General features: G+C 63.4%; 22 protein-coding genes and 1 pseudogene. 9 read left to right on the top strand and 14 right to left on the bottom strand.

The window, feature by feature from the left end; genetic code table 11:
- Together KBY72_RS11055 and KBY72_RS11050 are read right to left on the bottom strand one after the other, a co-directional pair.
- Nucleotides 1–1,828, bottom strand: a 1,828-nt coding sequence (locus KBY72_RS11055; protein WP_254993618.1) for a choice-of-anchor I domain-containing protein, incomplete at its 3' end; no start/stop codon positions are given.
- Between the two features lie 339 nt (nucleotides 1,829–2,167).
- On the bottom strand, nucleotides 2,168–2,326 hold the full coding sequence (locus tag KBY72_RS11050; protein WP_254960732.1) for a hypothetical protein: 159 nt from the start codon (nucleotides 2,324–2,326) through the stop codon (nucleotides 2,168–2,170).
- Nucleotides 2,327–2,406: 80 nt separating this feature from the next.
- On the opposite strand from KBY72_RS11050, the gene KBY72_RS11045 reads away from it, so the two are divergent.
- Together KBY72_RS11045 and KBY72_RS11040 are read left to right on the top strand one after the other, a co-directional pair.
- Nucleotides 2,407–2,784, top strand: coding sequence for a hypothetical protein (locus tag KBY72_RS11045; protein WP_254960731.1), 378 nt, complete (start codon nucleotides 2,407–2,409; stop codon nucleotides 2,782–2,784).
- 179 nt (nucleotides 2,785–2,963) lie between these two features.
- Nucleotides 2,964–3,557: a TerB family tellurite resistance protein gene (locus KBY72_RS11040; RefSeq protein WP_254960729.1), complete on the top strand. Its 594-nt coding sequence runs from the start codon at nucleotides 2,964–2,966 to the stop codon at nucleotides 3,555–3,557.
- On the opposite strand, the gene ligA is transcribed toward KBY72_RS11040, so the two are convergent.
- Together ligA and KBY72_RS11030 are read right to left on the bottom strand one after the other, a co-directional pair.
- The gene (ligA, locus tag KBY72_RS11035) at nucleotides 3,554–5,596 is read right to left on the bottom strand and encodes an NAD-dependent DNA ligase LigA (RefSeq protein ID WP_254993616.1); all 2,043 of its coding nucleotides are present in this window, start codon (nucleotides 5,594–5,596) and stop codon (nucleotides 3,554–3,556) included. The genes KBY72_RS11040 and ligA overlap by 4 nt on opposite strands.
- Nucleotides 5,597–5,606: 10 nt before the next feature.
- The gene (locus KBY72_RS11030; RefSeq protein ID WP_254942972.1) at nucleotides 5,607–6,029 is read right to left on the bottom strand and encodes a hypothetical protein; all 423 of its coding nucleotides are present in this window, start codon (nucleotides 6,027–6,029) and stop codon (nucleotides 5,607–5,609) included.
- Nucleotides 6,030–6,140: 111 nt separating this feature from the next.
- Between KBY72_RS11030 and KBY72_RS11025 the strand changes: the two genes are divergently transcribed.
- From KBY72_RS11025 to KBY72_RS11015, 3 genes are all read left to right on the top strand, one after another.
- The gene (locus KBY72_RS11025) at nucleotides 6,141–6,686 is read left to right on the top strand and encodes a SprT family zinc-dependent metalloprotease (RefSeq protein ID WP_254960726.1); all 546 of its coding nucleotides are present in this window, start codon (nucleotides 6,141–6,143) and stop codon (nucleotides 6,684–6,686) included.
- Between the two features lie 140 nt (nucleotides 6,687–6,826).
- Nucleotides 6,827–7,333 (top strand): hypothetical protein, encoded by a 507-nt coding sequence (locus KBY72_RS11020; protein WP_254993615.1) that lies wholly within the window; start codon nucleotides 6,827–6,829, stop codon nucleotides 7,331–7,333.
- A gap of 49 nt (nucleotides 7,334–7,382) precedes the next feature.
- A complete protein-coding gene (locus KBY72_RS11015; RefSeq protein WP_254960723.1) occupies nucleotides 7,383–7,904 on the top strand; it encodes a DUF1269 domain-containing protein in 522 nt (173 codons plus the stop codon).
- Here the strand turns inward: KBY72_RS11015 and KBY72_RS11010 are convergent.
- Together KBY72_RS11010 and KBY72_RS11005 are read right to left on the bottom strand one after the other, a co-directional pair.
- Nucleotides 7,844–8,320, bottom strand: a complete 477-nt coding sequence (locus KBY72_RS11010) for a hypothetical protein (protein ID WP_254993614.1) — start codon at nucleotides 8,318–8,320, stop codon at nucleotides 7,844–7,846. The genes KBY72_RS11015 and KBY72_RS11010 overlap by 61 nt on opposite strands.
- Nucleotides 8,321–8,404: 84 nt before the next feature.
- Complete coding sequence (locus KBY72_RS11005) at nucleotides 8,405–8,995, bottom strand: chorismate lyase (protein ID WP_396121820.1); 591 nt, start codon at nucleotides 8,993–8,995, stop codon at nucleotides 8,405–8,407.
- A gap of 72 nt (nucleotides 8,996–9,067) precedes the next feature.
- Between KBY72_RS11005 and KBY72_RS11000 the strand changes: the two genes are divergently transcribed.
- Entirely contained in the window at nucleotides 9,068–10,162 is a 1,095-nt protein-coding gene (locus tag KBY72_RS11000) for a glycosyltransferase family 4 protein (RefSeq protein ID WP_254993612.1), read from the top strand.
- Here KBY72_RS11000 and KBY72_RS10995 read toward each other — a convergent pair.
- From KBY72_RS10995 to KBY72_RS10965, 7 genes are all read right to left on the bottom strand, one after another.
- Nucleotides 10,141–11,019 carry a glycosyltransferase family 2 protein gene (locus KBY72_RS10995; RefSeq protein ID WP_254960719.1) on the bottom strand — a complete coding sequence of 293 codons (879 nt, stop codon included), beginning with the start codon at nucleotides 11,017–11,019 and terminating at the stop codon, nucleotides 10,141–10,143. The genes KBY72_RS11000 and KBY72_RS10995 overlap by 22 nt on opposite strands.
- Before the next feature lie 17 nt (nucleotides 11,020–11,036).
- Nucleotides 11,037–11,903, bottom strand: coding sequence for a hypothetical protein (locus tag KBY72_RS10990; RefSeq protein ID WP_254993611.1), 867 nt, complete (start codon nucleotides 11,901–11,903; stop codon nucleotides 11,037–11,039).
- A 10-nt stretch (nucleotides 11,904–11,913) separates the two neighbouring features.
- The gene (gene mnmG, locus KBY72_RS10985) at nucleotides 11,914–13,884 is read right to left on the bottom strand and encodes a tRNA uridine-5-carboxymethylaminomethyl(34) synthesis enzyme MnmG (RefSeq protein ID WP_254960716.1); all 1,971 of its coding nucleotides are present in this window, start codon (nucleotides 13,882–13,884) and stop codon (nucleotides 11,914–11,916) included.
- Nucleotides 13,885–13,913: 29 nt separating this feature from the next.
- Nucleotides 13,914–14,663, bottom strand: a complete 750-nt coding sequence (locus KBY72_RS10980; RefSeq protein WP_254960714.1) for a hypothetical protein — start codon at nucleotides 14,661–14,663, stop codon at nucleotides 13,914–13,916.
- Between the two features lie 33 nt (nucleotides 14,664–14,696).
- Nucleotides 14,697–16,091 carry a replicative DNA helicase gene (gene dnaB / locus KBY72_RS10975; protein ID WP_254993610.1) on the bottom strand — a complete coding sequence of 465 codons (1,395 nt, stop codon included), beginning with the start codon at nucleotides 16,089–16,091 and terminating at the stop codon, nucleotides 14,697–14,699.
- Between the two features lie 132 nt (nucleotides 16,092–16,223).
- Complete coding sequence (gene rplI, locus KBY72_RS10970; protein WP_254960710.1) at nucleotides 16,224–16,682, bottom strand: 50S ribosomal protein L9; 459 nt, start codon at nucleotides 16,680–16,682, stop codon at nucleotides 16,224–16,226.
- 64 nt (nucleotides 16,683–16,746) lie between these two features.
- A complete protein-coding gene (locus KBY72_RS10965) occupies nucleotides 16,747–17,718 on the bottom strand; it encodes an acyl-CoA desaturase (RefSeq protein WP_254960708.1) in 972 nt (323 codons plus the stop codon).
- 55 nt (nucleotides 17,719–17,773) lie between these two features.
- Between KBY72_RS10965 and KBY72_RS10960 the strand changes: the two genes are divergently transcribed.
- On the top strand, nucleotides 17,774–18,583 hold the full coding sequence (locus KBY72_RS10960) for a hypothetical protein (protein ID WP_254960706.1): 810 nt from the start codon (nucleotides 17,774–17,776) through the stop codon (nucleotides 18,581–18,583).
- Here the strand turns inward: KBY72_RS10960 and KBY72_RS10955 are convergent.
- Nucleotides 18,568–19,473 (bottom strand): acyl-CoA desaturase, encoded by a 906-nt coding sequence (locus KBY72_RS10955; RefSeq protein ID WP_254960741.1) that lies wholly within the window; start codon nucleotides 19,471–19,473, stop codon nucleotides 18,568–18,570. The genes KBY72_RS10960 and KBY72_RS10955 overlap by 16 nt on opposite strands.
- 130 nt (nucleotides 19,474–19,603) lie before the next feature.
- On the opposite strand from KBY72_RS10955, the gene KBY72_RS10950 reads away from it, so the two are divergent.
- Nucleotides 19,604–20,872, top strand: a complete 1,269-nt coding sequence (locus tag KBY72_RS10950; RefSeq protein ID WP_254993609.1) for an aminotransferase class I/II-fold pyridoxal phosphate-dependent enzyme — start codon at nucleotides 19,604–19,606, stop codon at nucleotides 20,870–20,872.
- A 67-nt stretch (nucleotides 20,873–20,939) separates the two neighbouring features.
- Nucleotides 20,940–21,094: pseudogene (locus KBY72_RS10945) on the top strand (glycine cleavage system protein H); the annotation flags it as partial.

Genomic DNA, 21,094 nt, shown 5'->3' with positions numbered 1-21,094 from the left:
TCACCAGCACCCGCAGGGTGCCATCACCGTTGTCGGTAACGCCAATGCCATCGGGGATGCCGTTGAAGCGATAGCCGTTGTTGCCCTGTTCGCCGGCATCAATGACTTCGCGGAATACGGCGCGGCCTTCCGTTCCGACCATGAACGTCTGGGAGGGAAGGGCGGCCTCGCTCACCTGGCTGCCGAGGGTGAGGGGCAGGGTATTGGTGGCACCGCGCAGATCCACCTCGTACACGCTCTTGAAGCCGTTCAGGGCGCGGCTGCTGTCGCGCTCCATCACCAGGAACACGTTGCGGACAGCGTCGTAGGTAACGTCGCCAATCTTGTCCTGACCGGGGCGGCCGCTCAGCAGGTAGAGATGCTCCTTGACCGGGGTGCCGGTGGCGGGATCGATCGCCAGGATGCGGGTGAGTTGCGAAGGACTGCGCTCGGCTGCAACACCATCGTTATTGCTGTCGATATCGAAGGGGCTCTGCATGAACGCATACAGCAGGCCGTCCTTGCTGTTGAAGGCCATGCCTTCGATGCCGCGGTTGCTCCAGCGGTTGCCATAGATGGCGGGCAGGCTGTCGATTGTTTCAGCGCCGATCACACTGCCGTGCTGAGCCTGAAGCAGAGCTTTCTGGCCGGAGGGGATATAGCGCTGGATCAGATTGCCCGTACTGAAATCAAAGATGCCAATTTGGCCGCGGTATTCATCGCCGACGGCGAAAACCTTCCGCGATACCCCACCGAAGCTGGCGGTGAAGATTGAGACGGTTTCCGAATCGATGCCGAAGGCGTCGTAGGCGAGGTTCTGGTTGGCCGTATCGATGGGGATATCGTCCTTGCCCTGCAGCTGCGGCAGGCCGGTCAGCGGAGTGCCGTCGGCACGTTTGAGGCCGATCTTGCCCAGCTCGCTCACGGCGCCAGTGGCGCGATCCATGCCCAGCTTGTAGATGGTGGGCTGGAAGTCGGGATCGAGAAACTGTCGTTTGCCGGCAACCAGCGCCCCGTTTGGGCCACGGTCCGTCACCGAGTAATAGATGTCGAGCGTTGCGGTGCCGACCGTTTCGGTGCCAGCAAAGAACAGGCCGGAGAGCCCGCCAGCCTGAGCGCCGCTGGGGAGGTTTTCGTTCCCCGGTGCGTAGGAGAGGGTATAGGAGTAATTCTTGGCGCTAGCAGTGCCGCGATCCCAATCTTGGATGCCTGCCGAGAAGATCGAAGTGATCTTTGGCGTTGCCGTGCTGATGTCTAGGACGGCGATCCCATTGTTTTCCTGCAGCGACACATATGCCGTTTTGCCATCGGCCGCGATCGCGATCGCTTCGGGCTCGATGTCTTGGGCCAGCGTGGTGGTGACCCCCGCTTTCCCCGTGATGCGGATGCCGCGGTTGATCAGTTCAGCCTTGCGGTTGTTCCAGGCACTGAAGTCGATCGTCTGTACATTCACCTGGGCCGGAGCCGCAGGAACTGCCAGCAGATAGGCCGCGGTATCGATCACGGAGATCGAACCGACCGGATCGATGGTGTATGCGGTATTGGGCTCACCCTCATTGGTGACCAGCAGCTTGCGGCCGTCGGCACTGAACTTCACTTGGTCGGGCAGGGCGCCCACGGTGAGGGTGCTGAGCAGGGTCGGAAGCGAGGGATTGGTCAGGTCGTAGAACTGAACAAAGCCAGGATCTGTCTTGACTACGTTCTGGACAGCAACGGCGAGCAGATTGCCGAAAACCGCCACACTCTGGAAGGTTTCACCAACGACGTCGGAGGTGCCGCGAGCCACAGCTACAGGGCTGGCCGGATTGCGCAGATCGCTGACTACAAGGGCACCAGATCCGCCACCCACTGTGTATAGGTAGCCAGACTTAGAGCTGTAAGCGGAGATTTCCGCATTCGCTCCAAAGCTTGCGAGAGAGAGAACACCCTCAACTGCAACTGCCGCCGGGTCAAGAAGATTGAAGACTAGTGCCACGCTGAGTTGAATCAGATTCCACAACCTTGCCAACCTTTGACCCCGCAGGGAGTTAAGGGGTGGTTATCAGTTTGTTTATTAGGGGCCTGAAGTTTGGCGCCATACCTCATCTCGTATTGGGCAATACATGCGCTGAGTCTTTGCATCCGCTTTAGGCGTAGGGCTTTAAGCAAGCCTTTACCTTCTTGGCTATCTCTTAACTCCGGGGCGAGTTCACGTTGTTAGCCGCCAATCCCGCACCGCTGCGATCAACACAAACCAAGCCAGCCGCAGCTTTGCCAGCGTCCCTTGACGTGCAGCCAGCTCGGCGTATTTGGCGCGGCCGCACTCCGTTTTGATCCAGCGGTAGGCCTGCGGCTGGGGATGTTCCATGGGTCCATCTTGCCGGGCGTGCCCCTTACGGGAGCTGTGGATCGCTTGGTCGCCTTAAGTGGGTAGAGCACTCACAGTTGATGGAACCCCCGCAACCCAGCGCCTGGGATTGGCTGGCTATCGATCGAGCCCCCCAGCCCCCGGATCTAAGTCAGAGCGGCTCGCCGGAGGTCCTCACTGCCTATCTAGTGGGGGTGGAGGAGCGCATGCAGCGCCTTGCCCTGATCGTTGAGGCGATGAGGCAATGCTTGGCGGCTGGAGGACTGCTGAGCGAAGCCCAGCTGCTGGAGAAGGTGACCGAGCTTGATTTGCGCGATGGGGTTGCCGACGGGCGCAATGTGGCGCCTGTGCAGCAGGTATGCGGCAAGTGCGGTTGCCGCCAAACGGGCCAGCACCGCTTTTGCGTTCGCTGTGGCGGCGATGCGTTGCGGCCCGCCGAAGCGATTTCTGATCCCTAATCTTTGCCGATAACCTTTTCCTGCTTGGGGCTAGGGCCATCGACTTGCTTTTGTGGCTACAGGGTGCTCGGAGTTCACTCCGCCGGCCCCGAGGCGGGCAACCCCCAGCTGAGAAAACTTTTGCTGCGCCAACTTCATTCGATTTAGGGCAATGGCAGCCGGATCGACCGATCAACCTTTTGCTGGAGGTTGATCACCTGCAGGTGGATGGCACAACTTTGAGGGGCGAGATCCGCGTTAAGCGCTATCGCCTCAGCAAGCAGGGAGATCAGGCAATTCTCGGCGCCCACTGTCAGCTACTGAAGCGATTCCTGGAGTTCAATAGCCAGTCTCTGCAGGGCTGTCTGGATTTGGAGAGTGGCCAGCGGATCGATGATCTGCCCGCCTTTCTTGAGGCCAGCCATGCTGCTAGTCAGCAGGGACAGCTTGAGCGCCTCTATCAAAGCCACCAAGATGAATTGGCTGTTCTTTTATATGTGGGGCGTGCCGATGGGGTTTTGCAGCGGCGCGAAAAGGAATTAATTGCCCACTACCTGGCGGGCCGATTTACAGGTGGAGCCTTGCAAGTTGATGAGATCGCCCATGATCTGGCCTGGAAGCCTGTGCCAAATCGCGATGATTTCAGGCTGGCAATACAACGGCTTGCGTTGCTGGAAGCTTCGCTAAAAAGTCAGATCGTGCAGTTATGCAGGCAGCTCATTGAGGTGAAGGAAACCCTCGATGGCGATGAGGAGGGATCCATGGCTGAGGTGATCGCTTTGCTCCAGCCTTAACCAGATCCAGCCTTAAGCAGCTCCAGCAGTCCAGCTTCATCCAGCACCGCCACCCCCAAGCTCTCGGCCTTGCTTAGTTTGCTACCCGCTTCCTCGCCGGCCACTACGAAGCTGGTTTTCTTGCTCACCGAGCCGCTCACCTTGCCGCCGGCCGCCTCGATCAGGGCCTGGGCGGCGCTGCGGCTCATAGTTGGCAGGCTGCCTGTGAGCACAAAAGTCTGCCCGGTTAGGGACGTTTCGGAAATAGCTCCAGGCTCCTCGGGCCCGGCTGCCAGCGGGAAGCCCAGCTGCTCCAGCGCCCGCAGCAGCAGCTGGTTTGCAGGAGTGGCAAACCACTGCTGCAGCGATTGGGCTATTTCACCGCCAATGCCGAACACGGCGGTGATCGACTCGGGTGTGCTGGCCGTGGCGGTTGCCAGATCAGCAGCACTAGGGAAGGCCTTGGCCAGGGCTTTGGCGTTGACCTCGCCCACGTGGTGGATGCCCAGGCCGTAGAGCTGGCGGTGCCACGCTTGCTGTTTGGATGCCGCCAGGGCAGCCACCAGGTTGTCGGCGCTCTTGGTTCCCATCCGCTCCAGGCTGGCCAGCAGGGCCGCATCGAGGCCATAGAGGTCGGCGATTGAGCCCACCAGACCCCGATCCACCAGCTGCTCGATCAGCTTGGCTCCCAGGCCATCCACATCCAGGGCCCCCTTGCTCACCCAGTGGCGCAGGGCGCCGCGCAGGATCGCCGGGCAGCTGGAATTGACGCAGTGGGTGGCCGCTTCGCCTTGCTCCCGCACCAGCTCCGAGCCGCACTCGGGGCATACCTGGGGCAGCTCCAGCCTCACGGCTCCCGCTGGGCGCAGCTCGCTCAGAACCCGCACCACCTCGGGGATGATCTCGCCGGCCTTGCGCACCACGATCGTGTCGCCGGCGTGCAGATCCAGCTCGGCCAGGCGATCGGCGTTGTGCAGGGTGGCTCGGCTCACGGTGGTGCCGGCCAGGGGCACCGGCTCAAATTCGGCCACGGGAGTTACCACCCCGGTGCGCCCCACCTGGCAGGCCAGCCGCAGCAAGATGCTCGGCGCCTCCTCGGCGGCGTATTTCAGGGCGATCGCCCAGCGAGGCGCCTTTTGGGTGAAGCCGGCGGCGTCCTGGAGGCGCAGGTCGTTGAGCTTCACCACCACGCCGTCGGTGGCGTAAGGCAGGGCGCGGCGGCCCGTGTCCCAGGCGCTGAAGAAGGCTTGCACCGCCGCCAGATTCGGCAGCAGCTCGGCATTGGGGTTCACCTTGAAGCCTGCGGCCTGCAGCCATTGCAGGCTTTGCCACTGGCTGCTGGGACCCTGGGGCGTGTCTTTAGGCAGGTGCAGGGTGTAGGCGAAGAAATCCAGCCGCCGCGCCGCCACCACTTTTGGATCCAGCTGGCGCAGGGTGCCGGCGCAGGCGTTGCGGGGGTTGGCAAACAGGGTCTCGCCGCGGGCAGCCCGCTCGGCGTTGATGGCAGCAAAGGTTTCATCGGGGATTAGGGCTTCGCCGCGCACCTCCACCCAGGCAGGTGGGTTCTCGAGCTGCAGCCGTAGCGGCACCGAGGCGATGGTGCGCACGTTGCCGGTGATCTGTTCGCCCCGCTCGCCGTCGCCCCGGGTCGCGGCCTGCACCAACAGCCCCTGCTCGTAGCTGAGGGCCAGGGCGTTGCCGTCGATCTTCAGCTCCCCCACCATGGCGAGATCGCCCGTGCGGTCGAGCACCTTGAGCAGCCGGCTATACCAGGCGTCTAAATCGCTTGGGGTGAAGGCGTTGTCGAGGCTGAGCAGGCCGATGCGGTGCTCCACGCTGCTGAACCCCTCAGCCGGAGCGCCCCCCACCCGCTGGCTAGGGCTGTCTGGGGTGATCAGCTCCGGGTGGGCTGCTTCCAGCTCCAGCAGCTCTCTGTAGAGCCGGTCGTAGACCGAATCCTCCATTTCTGGAGCATCCAGCACGTAGTAGGCGTGGGCGGCTCTTTGCAGCAGCTGCCTCAGTTCGCCGGCGCGGGCCTGGTTGGGGGGAGCGGAGCTCACGGCTACTGAATCAGGCCGCTGCGAGCTTGGTGATCCGATCTACCCGCCACTGCTCTTCGATTTTGACGAAGGTGAAGTCGAGGGGCAGCTCGTCTTTGCCCTCGCTTTTGAGCTTCACCGTGAGGATCAGCTGGCCTTCATCAAGCCGGGGCCGGCCGGATTTCAGGTTGCGGTATTTGTTGAGCTGCAGTCCTGCCAGAAAGCGGATGAACTGCTGCCGGTTGACGTGGGAGCGGTAGTTCTTGGTGGTGAGCATGTAGGCGCCGTCCACCTGGCCGCTGGCCACCTGGGTGAAAAACTGCTTGATCAGTGGGTTGATGCCGCGGGCGCTGAGCACCAGCTTCACGGCGTTCACGGTCCAGAAGAGCAGCAGGGAGCCTGCGCCGGCCGCTAGGGCCTTGGTGCCGATCTCGCGGGCGATACCCCAATCCATCTCGATTCCAGCTGCGCTTGAGAGGTGCAGAGTCTGACCGACGGCCTTGCATCTTGAGACCTGGCGCCTGGGCTCGGCACAATGCGCCCAGCCCCTGCGTTCCTTGGCGGCATGCCCCTTGAGCCTCTGCTGCCGCTGTTTCACCGGCTCGACCGGGAATGGTTTGAAGGCAGCCTGGCGCCGGCTGGTCAGCGGTTAGTGGATCTGCGCTGGAGCGACGGCCGCATGCGCCGCACCGCCGGGCTCTACCGGCGCGGACGCCATCCCGATGGGCGCCCCCTGTGCGAAATCGTGCTGTCGCGGCCCCTGCTCGATCCCCTGCCGCAGGAAGCCACCCTCAGCACTCTCTGCCACGAAATGATCCACGCCTGGGTTGATCGGGTGGTGGGTGTCGAGGAGGCCCATGGCCCCCACTTCCGAGCCCGTATGGCCGCCATCAACGCCGCCCAGGCTGGCTTCAAGGTGAGCATCCGCCACCGCTACCCCTTGCCCTCCAGCACCAGGGCGCCCCGCTGGCTGGCCTCTTGCCCCAATTGCGGTGTCAGCGCCCCCTACCGCCGCCGGGTGCAGGGTTTGGCCTGCCGCTTCTGTTGCGACCGGCTCCACGGCGGCCGCTGGCACGCCAGTTGTCTGTTGAGATTTGAGCAGGCGGCCTAAGGTCCCGGCAGCACGGCACTGCCATGGGCGTTTTCCTCTGGACCCTGGAATTCGGAGGTCTCACCATTGCCTTGGTGGGGATGGGCAGGGAGCGCTGGCTGGCGGGTCGTCGTCGCTAGCTGGATCCTTAGCCTGGGGCCATGCCTGAATCTTGGAAAGACCTAGAGCGCCTGGTGAGTGCGGGCCGCCAGCTGGTAGATGGGGTGTCCGGTGCCCGTCCCGGCTCCCGCAGCGGCAACCGGGGCGAAGGCCGCCGGCCCGCCGGCCCCGCCGGAATGCCCCGGCTCGATGGCCTGGGTCGTTGGGTGGAAAACAAGCTCGATTGGATCCTGGAAGACGAGGACGACTGGCGCGAGCCCTGGCAGGAGGCTCGCCCTGAGCCCAGCTCCCAGGCCCGGCCGCGCCGCCGCCTTGATGCCATTTCTCGCCGCAGCGCCGAGCCGCCCCAGGGCCAGCCCAGCCAAGAAAGGGAGCCGCAACAAAGGGAGCCGGAAGAATGGCCCGAAGATGATTCTTTCGCCCTGCCCCGTTGGCAGCGGCAGCCGTCTACTGCGCCCCAATCCCAACCCCAATCCCAACCCCCATCTCAATCCCAGCTCATGGGCCGGGCCATGCCCCGCTCCACCAGGCGCCGAGCTGGTGGCTGAGGGCCCGCTCCGCCAAGCTGGTTAGGTTGGACTCAAATGCACTTAAAAGATGGGCAGCCTTGTGGTGGTTGGCTTTCCGAAGGCGGAAGAAGCCGAGCAGGTGCGGCGCGAGCTGGTGGACATTCAGCGTGAGCAGCTGATTGCCCTAGAGGATGCGGTGGTTGTGGAGCTCGACAGCGAGGGCCAGGTGCACCTGCGTCAGGCGATCAATCTCACCGCTGCTGGCGCCCTAGGCGGTGGCTTTTGGGGCACCTTGGTGGGCCTGCTGTTTCTCAATCCCCTGCTGGGTGCTGCCGTGGGAGCGGGCGTGGGCGCAGCCTCGGGCTCCCTTTCCGATATCGGCATCAACGATGGCTTCATGCGCGAGCTGGGCGAGACCCTGCCCCGCGGTAGCGCGGCCCTGTGCCTGCTGGTGCGGGAAGCCACGCCAGATCGGGTGATTGAGCGCCTGCGCGCCCATGCTCCCCACGCCAAGCTGCTACGCAGCAACCTCAGCCATACCGACGAGGATCAGTTGCGGGAGCTGCTGGAGCGGGCGCGCCTGCAAGCAGAAGCCCTGCGTTTGGGTTGATCCTGCGGGCTGACCTGAAAGTTGCAGCCCCGCTGGCGCAGCTCCTGATTCACCTGAGTCACCAGGTTTGCAGGTAGGTCGCTGGCCATTTCCTCGGCGGAGGTGTTGATCGAGGGGGACCCCTGCTCCAGGGCGCTGAGCAGGTCTGCCCACTGCTCGATCAGGTTGCGCTCGGCCATGGGCCGCAGACCTTGCTCCTGCAGCAGGGTTGCGCAGCCTTCCCCGTTCCAAACGGCGTTGGGGCAGGTGGCATGGGGATGGTGTTGATAGGCCAGGCCCTGTTGCAGGGCCGTACTGGTGGGGGCACCGTTCTGATGGCGCAGGCCGGCATCGCTGAGTAGCCGGCCGCAATGCACGGCGGATATGCCGTAGATGCGGCCGAGGTCGGTGAGGCTCAACCAGAGGCTTGTAGTCATGGCCAGGCTCCCCGGCGCAAGTGGCCCCATGCTGGACACAGCACTAGGCGCGTCAATCCGTCAACCTCGAATTGCTGTAAGCCGTTACTGAGTTTGTAAATCGTGACAAAGCTTGGCTGGGCCCAGCCAGTGCTCAAGGGCTGGCGAGAACACCTCCCGAATCACGGTGAGCTCCTTTCCCCCGCGGAAGAAGCGGTAGTGGCGACTCCAGAAGGGGCCTGCCAGGCCAAAGCGCTGCTCCAGCCAGGGAGCAGCAACTAGGGCCAGGCCATCCACCTCGCGGAACAGTTCAGCCCGTTTGGCCGTCAGGCTGCGCCAGATCGGCAGCTCCCGCTGCTGCAGGTAGGCGTCGGCCTGGCTTTGATTCCACCAGCTCTCTGCCCAGGCCAGGGTTTTGTCGCCGCAGCGCAGCCACACCTGGCGACGCAGCAGGGGACCATCGAGCTCCACGATTTCCGGGGGCGGAGGCGCGCCGGCACCGGGGCCGGCTGGCTCTGGCGCCATGGCGATCAGCTCGATCTCCACCGGCTTGCCGGTGAGCGACTCCAGGTGCCGGGTGGGGCTGCCGTCACCCAGTAGCAGCAGGCGCCAGGGGCCGCTCAGTAGACCATCGCCAGCGGCGGTGCTGCCATCGCTGAGGTTGAGCTGCCAAATCGGCTCCGGCGAGGTTTGCAGGTGATTCGCTGTTATGAGAATGACTCATGACCTGTGTTGATTAGGCTAGGTACTCATGTCTTGGTAGTGGGATTGGGCTCGACCGAGCGACCGGTTGCATTGCCGGATGTAGTCGTTACCAACCTGCACCGCCGTTACACAGGGGTGTCGGCGACGGTGCGTGCACTGGTGCCCCTGCAGCGCCAGGATTTATCTATTGGCTTGCTTGATTGGGGCGGGCTGGGTTTGCCTGCTCAAGTGCGGTGGGGACAGCTGTTGAGACAGGGATGGTCGCGACCATCTCGGGGCCGCTGCCGGGTTTGGCATGCCCGGCGAGATATTGAAATAGCTTGCGGAATTGTACTAAAAAAACTATTAAAACAGCCTTGGAAAATCCTTTTTACTTCCGCAGCCCCAAAGCCGCCTGGCAGGTTCCTAGCTACGTTGCTGCGGAATTGTGATGCCGTTATTGCCACTTCTGAACGTTCGGCAGCTTACCTTGATTATCCGGCTGAAGTCATTTATCATGGAGTAGATGTTGACCACTACTCCCCTCTCGATGGTGACTGCCTGGCGACCCTTCGTCAGCCTGTTGATTTGTCAGGGGTTGTGGTCCCTTCTAAATTGCAGGGTTTGTATTGGGTTGGCGCTTTTGGTCGGCTCAGGCCAAGTAAGGGTACGGATCTATTGGTAGAAGCTTTAATTAAGGTGCTTCCAGAGTTTCCTGATTTTGGGGCTGTATTTACGGGTTTATGTCAAGCCAAGGATATGGCCTTCTTTGAGATTATGCAGAAAAAAATTAGTGCGGCCGGTCTTAGCGAGCGCATTGTTTTTTTGGGTGACCTCAATCGCGAACAAGTATTGGCCTGCTATCGCCGCATTCTTCTGTGTGTGGCGGCATCTCGCACTGAGGGTTTTGGTCTTACCCCCTTAGAGGCTATGGCCTGTGGTCGTGCAGTATTGGTTTCCGGTGCAGGAATCTGGCCACAGGTTGTGGATGACGAGGTGGGCTCATCCTTCGAGACTGGATCAACTGATTCACTGATAATAGTATTGAGAAGACTACTTGCTGACCCTGATTTGTTGTGGCGCATGGGAAAGCACGGACGCCAGCGCATGGTTGAGCAGTATTCGCTAGAGCGTGAGGCCCACAAGATTAATGCTCTTTATGGACGCTTGATGTCATAGGGGCATGGCAGACTTGAGGTGCCTTGGTCTTTGCGAGCGCTGAGAACTCCCTGCAGAAATGCTCGATGTTTCCAGAATTTCCGCTTGCTTAAGATTGTTACGGGCGATAAAAACTGCTTCAAGGCTGAAAAAAGCGCTTTGCGATAAGCGTGGTTGATATGGTGCTTGGTAGTCGTATAAACAAGTGATCGTCCCATGTGCCAAGCCTTTAGGGCTGTCGTTGCGGCTGAGCGGCCGCTTGAATGACCGCTTAGGTGCACAACTCGTGCTTCGGGGATAATCCAAGCTTGGCCCGTTTGCTTGCGAAATCTTATGCTAATGTCGTCGTCTTCGTGATACAAAAAAATATTATTATCAAATCCGCCAATGCGATCAAAAGCTTCTTTTCTAGCAAAGAGTGCAGCGCCGGAGAGTATGGGAACCTCGCTTGCTTCTAGAGGCGTGCCACGGGGCATAATTTGCTCCGCTTTTAGAAGGCAGCTGCGCCGTTTAAATGAATCTTTGCCGTGGCCATTAAGGATGCGAGGGTTAAAGCAGGAGGCTTTTGGGTGGGTGTCTGCCGCCGATTCCAGCAGTGCGATTGTTGAGGGCTCCAGTATGCTGTCTGGATTAATAAAGAAGACAAATTCGCTATTGCAGAGACTTGCTCCCTGATTGCAGGCGCTGCCGAAGCCTGAGTTGCCTGTATTGCTAATTAATTGAGCATTATATGTCTTTGCCAAGTCTTGGATAATTTCTACATCTCCAGATCCATTGTCTACTAAGATAATGGTTGTATTTGTCGGTATTGTGCGAAGCAGTGATTCAATTACTGCCGAACTGTTGAAGCAAACGCTGATAACGCTTGTTCGATTCAAGGCAGATTGAGTTGGGCTCAAAAGCCGCTGCTGATGCTGATGCGGCGCTGCTCGCCGCCCTTCTCAATGACCGCCGTATCACCACTGGCTGAGCGCAATCGCCAGCCGCTGCTGCCGATGCTCTCGCCCACGGCGGCGCTGGTAGAGCTACTGCCCAATTGAAAGATTGCTGAGCCGCTTTGCCCGGGCACCTGCACCACGCCCACGAGCTGGGGAGCGTTGCCACCACCGCCACTATTGCCACCCCCACTATTACCAGCACCACTCGAGGCGCTGCCTCCAGGGGTGCTGGCAGAGCCGGTGGCAGCGGGAGCCGGACTGGTGAGGCGGCTGTTGATGGGCACTTTGAGTACGTCGGCTGCTGGGGCGCTGCTGGCTGGCAGGGTTGCTAGCTCTTCCATCCAGGGTTCGCCTGGAGGCGGTGGGGGCAGCTCTCCGTCTCCCCCTGCCCCAACGGCGCTGGCTGCCTGGGCGGGCTCGTTTGCTTGGGCTGGGGTTGTGCCGGGCCCCATGGTGCGCAGCCGCTCGATCAGCAGCATGTTGCGCTCCTGGCGGATGGCCTGCTGGCTCTGGTTCCAGAGGCCGAACACGGCCAGGGCCATTCCTGCCAGCACCATCACCGTCACACTGGCTCCTGCCAGTAGCAGGCTGGGCTGGCGGCGATTTGCGGAGGCCTGCTTTGGTTTGGAAGTTGGTTGTTTGGCTGGGGCTGGCTGCAGATCATGCAGCTCTACGGGGATGCTGCCGGCATTTGAAAATGCTGCGGGTGTGACGCAAACCTCCACCTCAATTGGCTTTTCTGGCTCGAACACCCGATTGAGCACCTGCTCTGCCTTGAGCTCCCAGTAGGCCCGGGAGGTAGGTATGCCTCGTACCGGACTCACCTGCTGTGCCTTATCTAGTGGGCTCAAGATTAACGGCCCTTTTCTGACTTGACGAGTATTGGCGTTTGCGTAGCTCAAGCCAAAGCAGCAGGGCCGTGACGTCGGCAGGACTAACCCCGGGGATGCGCGCGGCCTGGCCCAGGCTGAGGGGTTGGATTGAGTTGAGTTTTTCGCGGGCTTCCTTTGAAAGGGTGGTAATGGTGGCGTAATCCACGTCTGCTGGTAAGGCTCGGTGCTCCTGCTTTTTCACCTGGTCGATCTGCTGCTGCTGGCGGGCCAGGTAGCCGCTGTATTTGATGTCGATCTCAGCGCCCTCACGCACGTCGCTTGGCAACTCCACCGGCGCCAGGCCTAGGCGCACCAGATCGCTGCTGTGGAAGCCGGAGCGGCGCAGCAGGTCGGCCAAGGTTATTGATCCCTTGATGGGGGCTTGGGTCTGGGCCTCCACGGCGGCGGCAGCCGGGTCGCTGCCCTTGAGGCGCACCGATTCCAGGCGCTGTTTTTCGGCGCTGATGGCTTGTTGTTTGGCGTTGTAGATGGCCCAGCGCCGCTCGTCGATCAGGCCCAGCTCCCGCCCTAGGGGGGTGAGGCGTCGGTCGGCGTTGTCGCCTCGCAGCACCAGCCGGTATTCACTGCGGCTGGTAAGTACGCGGTAGGGCTCGCGCAGATCCTTGCTGATCAGGTCATCGATCATGGTGCCGATGTAGCTGCCCTCTCTGGGGAAGTGCACAGGCTCTTGGTCCCGCACCAGGCGGGCGGCGTTGAGGCCAGCCACCAGGCCCTGGGCCGCGGCTTCCTCGTAGCCGGTGGTGCCGTTGAGCTGGCCGGCGCAAAACAGCCCGGCTACCCGCTTGGTTTCCAGCGACGGCTTGAGCTGGGTAGCGGGCAGGTAGTCGTAGTCCACGGCGTAGGCGGGCCGCAGCATCACGCATTGCTCCAGGCCCGGCAGGGTGCGCAGCAGTTCGAGCTGCAGCCGCTCCGGCAGGCCGGTGGAGAAGCCCTGCACGTAGATCTCAGGCGTGTCGCGGCCCTCGGGTTCGAGAAAGATCTGGTGGCTTTCCTTCTCGGCGAAGCGCACGATTTTGTCTTCTATTGAGGGGCAGTAGCGGGGCCCCTTGCTGTCGATGAAGCCGCCGTAGATCGGCGTCAGGTGCAGGTTGTCGCGGATCAGCTGGTGGGTGGCGGCCGTGGTGCGGGTCATGTGGCAGCTCATCTGCTCGCCGCTCACCCAGGAGGCAGGATCAAAGGAGAAGAAGCGATCTACGGCATCGCTTGGCTGCTCTTCGAGTTGGTCGAGGGCGATGCTGCGCCGGTCTACCCGGGCTGGGGTGCCGGTTTTGAGCCGGCCCATCTGGAAGCCCAGCGCCTCGAGGGCTTCGCTGAGGCCAACGGCCGCCTGCTCTCCTGCCCGGCCGGCGCTCATCGACTGGTTGCCCACCCAGATCTGCCCGCCCAGGAAGGTGCCGGTGGTGAGGATTACGGCGGCGGCGCCGTAGCTGCTGCCGAAGTAGGTGCTGATGCCGCTGATGCGGGCGTCCTCGCCGGGGGTGCCCACCACCACCAGCCCGGTCACCATCGCTTCGCGCAGGGCCAGGTTTGGTGTGTGCTGCAGCAGCTGCAGCATCTGGCGGGCGTACTGGCGCTTGTCGGTTTGGGCGCGCAGGGCCCACACAGCGGGGCCGCGGCTGGAATTGAGCACCCGCTTCTGCAGGGCTGTGGCATCGGCCAGCCGGCCGATCACCCCTCCGAGGGCATCCACCTCATGCACCAGCTGGCTCTTGGCCGGACCGCCCACCGCCGGGTTGCAGGGCTGCCAGGCGATGCGATCGAGGTTGAGTGAAAACAGGGCCGTGTTTAGCCCTAGCCGAGCGGCGGTGATGGCGGCCTCACAGCCGGCGTGGCCGCCGCCCACCACGATCAAGTCGAAGTGCTCGGTGGGGGGCTCGACGCACGTCTGGGTGGCTGGGGTGCTGAACGGCATTTGTTTATTTAAGAGGCAAGCCTGCCTTTTCAGTACCAGTGGTTGCGGATCTCGCCGGCGAGATAGCCCCAGAGATTGGGCTGGAGTGGATGGCGCAGGATCGTGCGCCGGGGATGGCGCCAGGGGTGCAGCACTTCCTCGGGCTTGGGCCGGCCGTGGAATTTGAGGATGGTGCAGGCTTCCAGCTGGCTTTGGGCAGCGGCGGCATCGCGGCTGGCGAGCTTGCGCAGGGCCCTGTAGGAGCGCACCAGCTCCGCAGGCCAGTAGGCAAGAGCTGCCGGCGCCAGCTCCTGGAAGACACGGAAGATGAAGTTCTGGTCTCCAGCAAAATGTGCTCCGGCGTAGCGACCCTCCTGCCAGCACTGCCACACCGCCTGGATGTGGGCGTCGGGACGGCACCACAGCACCGAGGAATTGAGGATCGGGTAGTTCCAGTCGCGCACGCCCATCAAGCTGGCGCTTGCGTTGCGGCCGAGCTCCACCAGGGGGGCGAGGTCGGCCCTGATCACCAGTGTGGAGTCGAGAAACAGGAAAGGATCGCTACCCGTGAGGGCCTGATCAAACAGGCGCAGCTTGCTGAAGTAGCCCCGCAGGCTGCCTTCATGTAGGTCTTGTTGCTCTAGTTGCTGATGGCTTGCGAGCGGCGGGCCAAACCGACCCGGTTCGGGCCTGTCGGTGTAGACGATGAAGCGATGGGGTTCGCCCAGCTGCCGGGCCACCATTGCCGCCAGCCGGCTCACCCAGAGATCGGGGTAGCGATCGCCGGTTTGCACCGTCACTACTTTTAGGAGGCCTTGCGTAGGTGGCACCGCTTATGCAGCCAGATTCCTGAAACGGGTGAACTGAGGCTCAAATAACAATTTGACCGTGCCCACCGGCCCGTTGCGGTGCTTGGTGACGATCACTTCGGTGATGCCCCGGTCTGCGGTTTCCGGGTTGTAGTACTCGTCGCGGTAGATCATCAGCACCAAGTCAGCGTCCTGCTCGATTGAGCCCGATTCGCGCAGGTCACTGAGCATCGGCCGCTTGTTGGTGCGCGATTCGACGCCGCGGCTCAGCTGGGATAGGGCGATCACCGGCACGTTGAGCTCGCGGGCCATGCCCTTGAGGCCCCGGGTGATGCGGCTTATCTCCTGCACCCGGTTGTCGGGGGTGGAGCCCTCCATCAGCTGCAGGTAGTCGATCACGATCAGGCCCAGCTCCTTGCCGGTTTCGGCCATGAGCCGGCGGCAGAGGGAGCGCATCTCCAGCACGCCTGAATTGGGTTTGTCGTCGAGGAAAAGGGGCAGCTGGCCCAGGCTATTGATGCCCTGGCCCAGCAGAGGCCACTCCTCCTGCTGCAGCCGGCCGGTGCGCAGCCGGCCGCTTTCGATGCCCACCTCCATCGACAGCAGGCGGTAGGTGAGCTGCTCCTTGCTCATCTCCAGGGAGAACACACACACCGGCAGCTGGTGCAGCTGGGCGACGTTTTTGGCGATGTTGAGCACGATGGAGGTTTTGCCCATCGCCGGCCGGCCGGCCACGATGATCAGGTCGCTGCGCTGCAGGCCCTGGGTGATGGCATCGAGGTCGTAGAAGTTGCAGGGGATGCCGGCCACGGCGGTGCCCAGCGAGCGGCTCTCGATCTCGTTGAAGGTGCTGGTGAGGATCTCGGCGGTGGGGGTGAGGCCTGTGCTGGGCTTCTCCTGGCTGATCGCGAAGATCTTTTGCTCGGCCTCATCGAGCACCTGCTCCATCGGCTTGCTCTGATCAAAGCCCAGGGCAATCACCTCATTGCCGGAGCGGATTAACTGGCGCCGCAGAAACTTGTCCATCACCAGGCGAGCCACCTGGTCGATCGAGGCCGTTGAGGTGATGCGCTCCACCAGCTCCACCAGCCGGCCCTGACCGCCCACCTTCTCCAGGGCACCGGTGTCCGCCAACCAGGCGCACATCGCCGTGAGGTCGGTGGGTTTGCCCTGGCTGTGCAACATCACAGCGGTGCGGTAGATCTCGCGGTGGGCGCCGAGATAAAAGGCCTCTGCCTGCAGCACGTCGGCGATGCGGCCGATGGCGTCTGGGTCGAGCAGGATGCCGCCTAACACGGCCTCTTCTGCCTCCAGGTTCTGGGGCGGCACCGAATCGGGCAGGGCCTCAAAACGGGCTTCCGAGCGCCCGTCTGAACGGGATTCGCGGCTGCTGGATTGGTTGAGGGGAACGCTCACCATGATCTTGGGGGCGCTTAGCCAGGAGGGCAATCTTGAGCGCGGCGGCGCAATTTGGCCACCCCACGGGCCCTACCGGTGGGGGTTCAACACACAAGCTGCCCTATCCCTGGGGTTTCAACCGGGGGCTGGGCTTCAGAAGCTGGCGACTTCCAGGTTGAGCTCGGCGGTGACTTCGGGGTGGAGCTTCACCTGCACCTTGTAGGAGCCGGTGCGGTGGATTTCGGGCACCGTGATGTTGCGGCGATCCACTTCTTTCTTGGTGGCAGCTTCGATCGCTTCGGCCACGTCACCGTTGGTGACGGTGCCAAACAGCACGTCGTCGCCGCCGGTTTGCTTCTTGACCGTGAAGCGGCCGATCGTGTCGAGGGCGGTGCGGAAGGCGATCGCCTCAGCCTTGAGGGCGGCCTGGCGCTCCGCCTCCTTAGCGCGGCGCGCTTCCACCTGGCGCAGCACAGCTGCAGTCACGGGCTGGGCCTTGCCGGTGGGAACCAGGAAGTTGCGGGCGTAGCCGGGGGCTACCTCCACCAGATCACCGTTCTTGCCCAGGCTGAGAACGTCTGCGTTGAGGACGACTTGAACGCGCTTAGCCATGGCAAATAAGTAGGAGATTGATCAAGACCTGATCCAACACCCTAAATCAGGGGGTGATCAGGCCTCAGGTCCGCTGAGGCTCAGCAGCTGCGGGCAGGCGTACGTGCTTGGCCAGCCCCAGGAAGCGCATCAGGCGGATGTGCTGCCAGGTGAGATCGATTTGGGGGCCAAAGCCGTGGCGCGCTGAGTGGGGGAAGGCGTGGTGGTTGTTGTGCCAGCCCTCGCCGAAGGTGAGCGCCGCGACCCACCAGTTGTTCTTGGAGCCATCACCGCTGTCGTGGGCAACGCTGCCCCAAAGGTGGGTGGCCGAATTCACCAGCCAGGTGCAGTGGTACACAACGACAAGGCGCAGGGGGATGCCCCAGAGCACCAGGGCCCAGCCACCAGCGCCCGTGGCGGTGCCGATCCAAAACAGCAGGGCGGCTAGGGGCGCCTGCAGCAACAGGAAATTGGTGTTCAACCAGCGGTAATAGGGATCTTTGGCGATATCGCCGGTGAGCCGGGGCACGGCAGCCATGGCGGGGATGGCCTGGAGCATCCAGGCCATGTGGCTCCACCAGAAGCCCTTGAGGCTGGTGTGGTGATCCACTTCCGTATCGGAAAACTTGTGGTGGTGGCGGTGCAGGCCCACCCAATCGATGGGGCCGTGCTGGCAGCTGAGGGCGCCGCAGGTGGCGAAGAAACGCTCCAGCCACTGGGGCACCCGGAAGGCGCGGTGGCTGAGCATGCGGTGGTAGCCAATCGTCACGCCCAGGCAGGCTGTGACCCAATAGAGCACCAGGAAGCTGGCCACGGCGGGCACGCTCCAGAACTGGGGCAGCAGGGCAACCAGCGCCAGCACATGGATGACGGCCATGAAGCCGATGGTGACCCAGGGGGTGGTTTTCGACCCCTTGGCGCTAGCGGCCTTGCCATGGCGCGGCCGGTGCAGGGCCTCGGCGCGGCGCTCGCCGCTGACGCCTTGGTTGATGAAGGCGGGCTTGCGGGTGGCAAGGCGCTGGGTGGCTGGTGCGCTGGGACTAACTGGTGCGGCCATAACGGACCGACTCCGTACTGATCGGTAGAATGGTAGCAATACGGATCCATATCGCGTGGGGTACCGGGAAGATCTCCTATCGGGCCGGGTCGCTTTTGCCCATCTGATCAAGGTGTGGCATGAGCGCAACGGCTGGTCGCACCGGGTGTTGCCGGCCCTGGCTGAGGCCCTCGATCTGGGCCGGGTCCACAACTCCCAGCTCTCGATGCTGCGCAACGGCAAGCTGGCCTCCCCCGGCCCGGAGGTGTTCCTGGCCCTTGGTCGTATCAATCAGCTGCTGGCCCGCGAGGTGCGTGGCGGCAGCCTGGGCGACGGCCTGCGCCAGCGCCTGGCCGACAGCCCCGAGCTGGTAGCGGCCCTGGAAACCTCTGCCCTGCCCGTGCAGGACGAGGGCGCTCCGGTGCTGGGACCCGGCGAACTGCTCGAGGTGTTTGTGGGTCTGCGCCAGCCGCCGGTGGCCTTTGATCTGCGTATCGATGCGGCCGAGGCGGTGCCCTTGAGTGCGGCCCTGGCCCAGTTGTTCACGGCGGGGCGGCCCTGGCGTTTGTGCCGCGAGCCGGTGCTGGCTGCCTATCCGGTCGAGAAGCGGCAGCGGCGGGAGCGGTTTGCCGAGGTGATGGCGGGTCAGCGCGATTTTTCGGCAGCTGAGCTCGACAGCGAACTCCCTGATCTGCGCCGCACCCTGGCTCGGCTGGGGGCGACGGGCGAGGCGGAGCTGGAGCCGGATCAGTTTCTTGAGCTGCTGCGCCAGCAGGCCAAAGCCATGGGCTTAACGGCCACCGGCGCCATGGCAAAACTGGATTTAGCAGCTGCAATTAGGCAGCAGCTCCAGGCTCCTCCAGCCAGCCCTCAGGAGGGGTTGTAGCTCGCTTCCCTCACTCGCTTGGCCCAGCCAAGCTTGCGCAGCAGCTTGATGTGCTGCCAGGTGATGTCGAACTCAAACCAGCGCAGGCCGTGGCGCGCTGAGTGGGGGAAGGCGTGGTGGTTGTTGTGCCAGCCCTCGCCGAAGCTCAAGATTGCCACCCACCAGCAATTGCGCGAAAGGTCGGGGGAATTGAAGTTGCGGTAGCCGCAGAAGTGGGTGGCGGAATTCACCAGCCAGGTGACGTGATAGACGATCACCAGGCGCAGGGGGATCGCCCAGAGCACCAGGCCTAAGCCGCCGCCATGGGCGCCGGCCAGCTCGCCATACCAATAGAGAGCGGCGCCGAGCGGCAGCTGCAGCAGCAGAAACCAGCGATCCAGCCAGCGGTAGAAGGGGTCGCGCTGCAGGTCGCCGGTGAGCCGGCCCACGTGTTGCAGGGCCGGGATTTCGTGCAGCATCCAGTCGCTGTGGGCCCACCACAGGCCCCGGGCCGCGTCGTGGTGGTCGTTGGGTTGGTCGGAATACTTGTGGTGGTGGCGGTGCAGTCCCACCCATTCGATCGGGCCGCTCTGGCAGGCCAGGGCTCCCATCAGCACTAGGAGATGCTCCAGCCACAGCGGGGCACTGAAGCTGCGGTGGGTCAGCATCCGGTGCAGCCCCAGGGTCACCCCCAGCACGGTGGTCCAATAGAGCACCGCCAGCACCACCACTGCCTGCCAGCTCCAGAAGCGCGGCAGCAGGGCAAACACCGCCCCCACGTGCATCGCCAACATGAAGCTGGTGGTGCCCCCCTTGAACTTGCGCTGGCGGCCCGGCAGGGGTTGGCGCCTTTCGGATACGGCAGCGCGGATGCGCTGATCCTCAAGCGCGCTGGGTGTGGCCGCAGCCAAAACTTGGGCCGAATCGGTGCTGACTACCAAAGAACTCTCCGGGTGGTGCTCGCCCGAATCACGCCTGGGCAGCAGCGGAAATCTAGCTAGGCGTCGCCCGGCAACATGGGACTCCCTGAGGGCTAGGCAGATGGCGGATGTAGCGGAGGCCTTGGCCCGTCAGGCCGCCGAGCGGGTGGCCGCTGCCGTGGCCGCCACTGCCGCTGCCGCCGCCCACCACACCAGCCAGGTGCAGCCGCGGCTGGCCCGGGTGCTCGAGGCTTTCGCCGCTGAGCGGCTCGGCACCCAGCACTTCGCTTCGGTGAGCGGCTATGGCCATGGCGATCAAGGCCGGGAGGTAATCGATCGGGTGTTTGCCCGGGTGTTGCAGGCGGAAGCCGCGGCCGTACGCCTGCAATTTGTCAGTGGTACCCACGCCATAGCAGCGGCGTTATTTGGTGTGCTGCGCCCCGGCGACCGCCTGCTGGCCCTCACCGGCCGCCCCTACGACACCCTCGAGGAGGTGATTGGCATCCGCGGCAGCGGCCAGGGCTCCCTGGCGGAATTCGGCATCGCCTACGCCGAGCTGGCGCTCACCGGCGCCGGCCTGGTCGATTTCGACGGCCTGGAGGACGCCCTGGCGCTGCCCACCCGCATGGTGCTGATCCAGCGCAGTTGCGGCTACAGCTGGCGGCCGTCCCTGTCGGTGGCCCAGATCGGCCTGCTCTGCGAGCGGGTAAAGGCCCTGCAGCCCGGCTGCGTGGTGTTTGTCGACAACTGCTACGGCGAGCTGGTGGAGGCCCAGGAACCCACGGCGGTGGGGGCCGATCTGATTGCCGGCTCCTTGATCAAAAACCTTGGCGGCACCATCGCCCCCACCGGCGGTTACGTGGCCGGCCGGGCTGAGCTGGTGGAGCAGGCCTGCTGCCGGCTCACGGCCCCAGGCATCGGCGGCGAGGGGGGCACCAGCTTCGACCTCAACCGCCTGCTGGCCCAGGGGCTTTTCCTGGCTCCCCAGATGGTGGCTGAGGCCCTGATCTGCAGCGAGCTGGTGGCGGCCGTGTTCTCGGATCTGGGCTATGCGGTGCAGCCCCTGCCCGGTGCCCCCCGCAGCGACGTAATCCAGGCGGTGCGGCTCGGCGATCCCGAGCGGCTCAAAACCGTTTGCCGCGCCTTCCAGGCCGCATCACCGGTGGGCGCCTACCTCGATCCGGTGCCGGCGCCGATGCCCGGCTACGCCAGTGCCCTGGTGATGGCGGGCGGCACCTTCATCGACGGCAGTACCAGTGAGTTTTCCGCCGATGCGCCGCTGCGGGAGCCCTACGTGCTGTTTGCCCAGGGCGGCACCCACCGCGCCCATGCCCAGATCGCCCTGGAGCGGGCTCTGGTGGCACTAGCGCAGGCAGGCCACCAGGTCTGATTACGCAGATCTCCCCGCTGGATATCACTCCAGTGCCGACAGACTGGCCCCAACTTGCTGCTGCGCGATGGCCCTCCCCATCCCCGGTGATTGCCGCTACGCCGACAGCCACGAATATGTGCGCCTTGAGGGCGAGAGGCTGCGCCTGGGCCTGAGTGCCTTCGCCGTTGACAAGCTCGGCGACATCGTGTTTGTCGAGCTGCCCGCAGTGGGCGCCAGCCT

The sequence above is a fragment of the Cyanobium sp. BA5m-21 genome (assembly GCF_024346235.1).
GTDB lineage: Bacteria > Cyanobacteriota > Cyanobacteriia > PCC-6307 > Cyanobiaceae > Cyanobium_A > Cyanobium_A usitatum.
Note: the sequence above shows the minus strand (reverse complement) of the source record. Positions and strands in the feature narration are given on the sequence as shown.

Excerpts from the sequence above, each read along its gene's own strand:
- KBY72_RS11050 (WP_254960732.1), bottom strand. The coding sequence starts at position 2,326 with ATGGAACATCCCCAGCCGCAGGCCTACCGCTGGATCAAAACGGAGTGC.
- KBY72_RS11045 (WP_254960731.1), top strand. The coding sequence starts at position 2,407 with ATGGAACCCCCGCAACCCAGCGCCTGGGATTGGCTGGCTATCGATCGA.
- KBY72_RS11030 (WP_254942972.1), bottom strand. The coding sequence starts at position 6,029 with ATGGATTGGGGTATCGCCCGCGAGATCGGCACCAAGGCCCTAGCGGCC.
- KBY72_RS11025 (WP_254960726.1), top strand. The coding sequence starts at position 6,141 with ATGCCCCTTGAGCCTCTGCTGCCGCTGTTTCACCGGCTCGACCGGGAA.
- KBY72_RS11020 (WP_254993615.1), top strand. The coding sequence starts at position 6,827 with ATGCCTGAATCTTGGAAAGACCTAGAGCGCCTGGTGAGTGCGGGCCGC.
- KBY72_RS11015 (WP_254960723.1), top strand. The coding sequence starts at position 7,383 with ATGGGCAGCCTTGTGGTGGTTGGCTTTCCGAAGGCGGAAGAAGCCGAG.
- KBY72_RS11010 (WP_254993614.1), bottom strand. The coding sequence starts at position 8,320 with ATGACTACAAGCCTCTGGTTGAGCCTCACCGACCTCGGCCGCATCTAC.
- mnmG (WP_254960716.1), bottom strand. The coding sequence starts at position 13,884 with ATGCCGTTCAGCACCCCAGCCACCCAGACGTGCGTCGAGCCCCCCACC.
- dnaB (WP_254993610.1), bottom strand. The coding sequence starts at position 16,091 with ATGGTGAGCGTTCCCCTCAACCAATCCAGCAGCCGCGAATCCCGTTCA.
- rplI (WP_254960710.1), bottom strand. The coding sequence starts at position 16,682 with ATGGCTAAGCGCGTTCAAGTCGTCCTCAACGCAGACGTTCTCAGCCTG.
- KBY72_RS10965 (WP_254960708.1), bottom strand. The coding sequence starts at position 17,718 with ATGGCCGCACCAGTTAGTCCCAGCGCACCAGCCACCCAGCGCCTTGCC.
- KBY72_RS10950 (WP_254993609.1), top strand. The coding sequence starts at position 19,604 with ATGGCGGATGTAGCGGAGGCCTTGGCCCGTCAGGCCGCCGAGCGGGTG.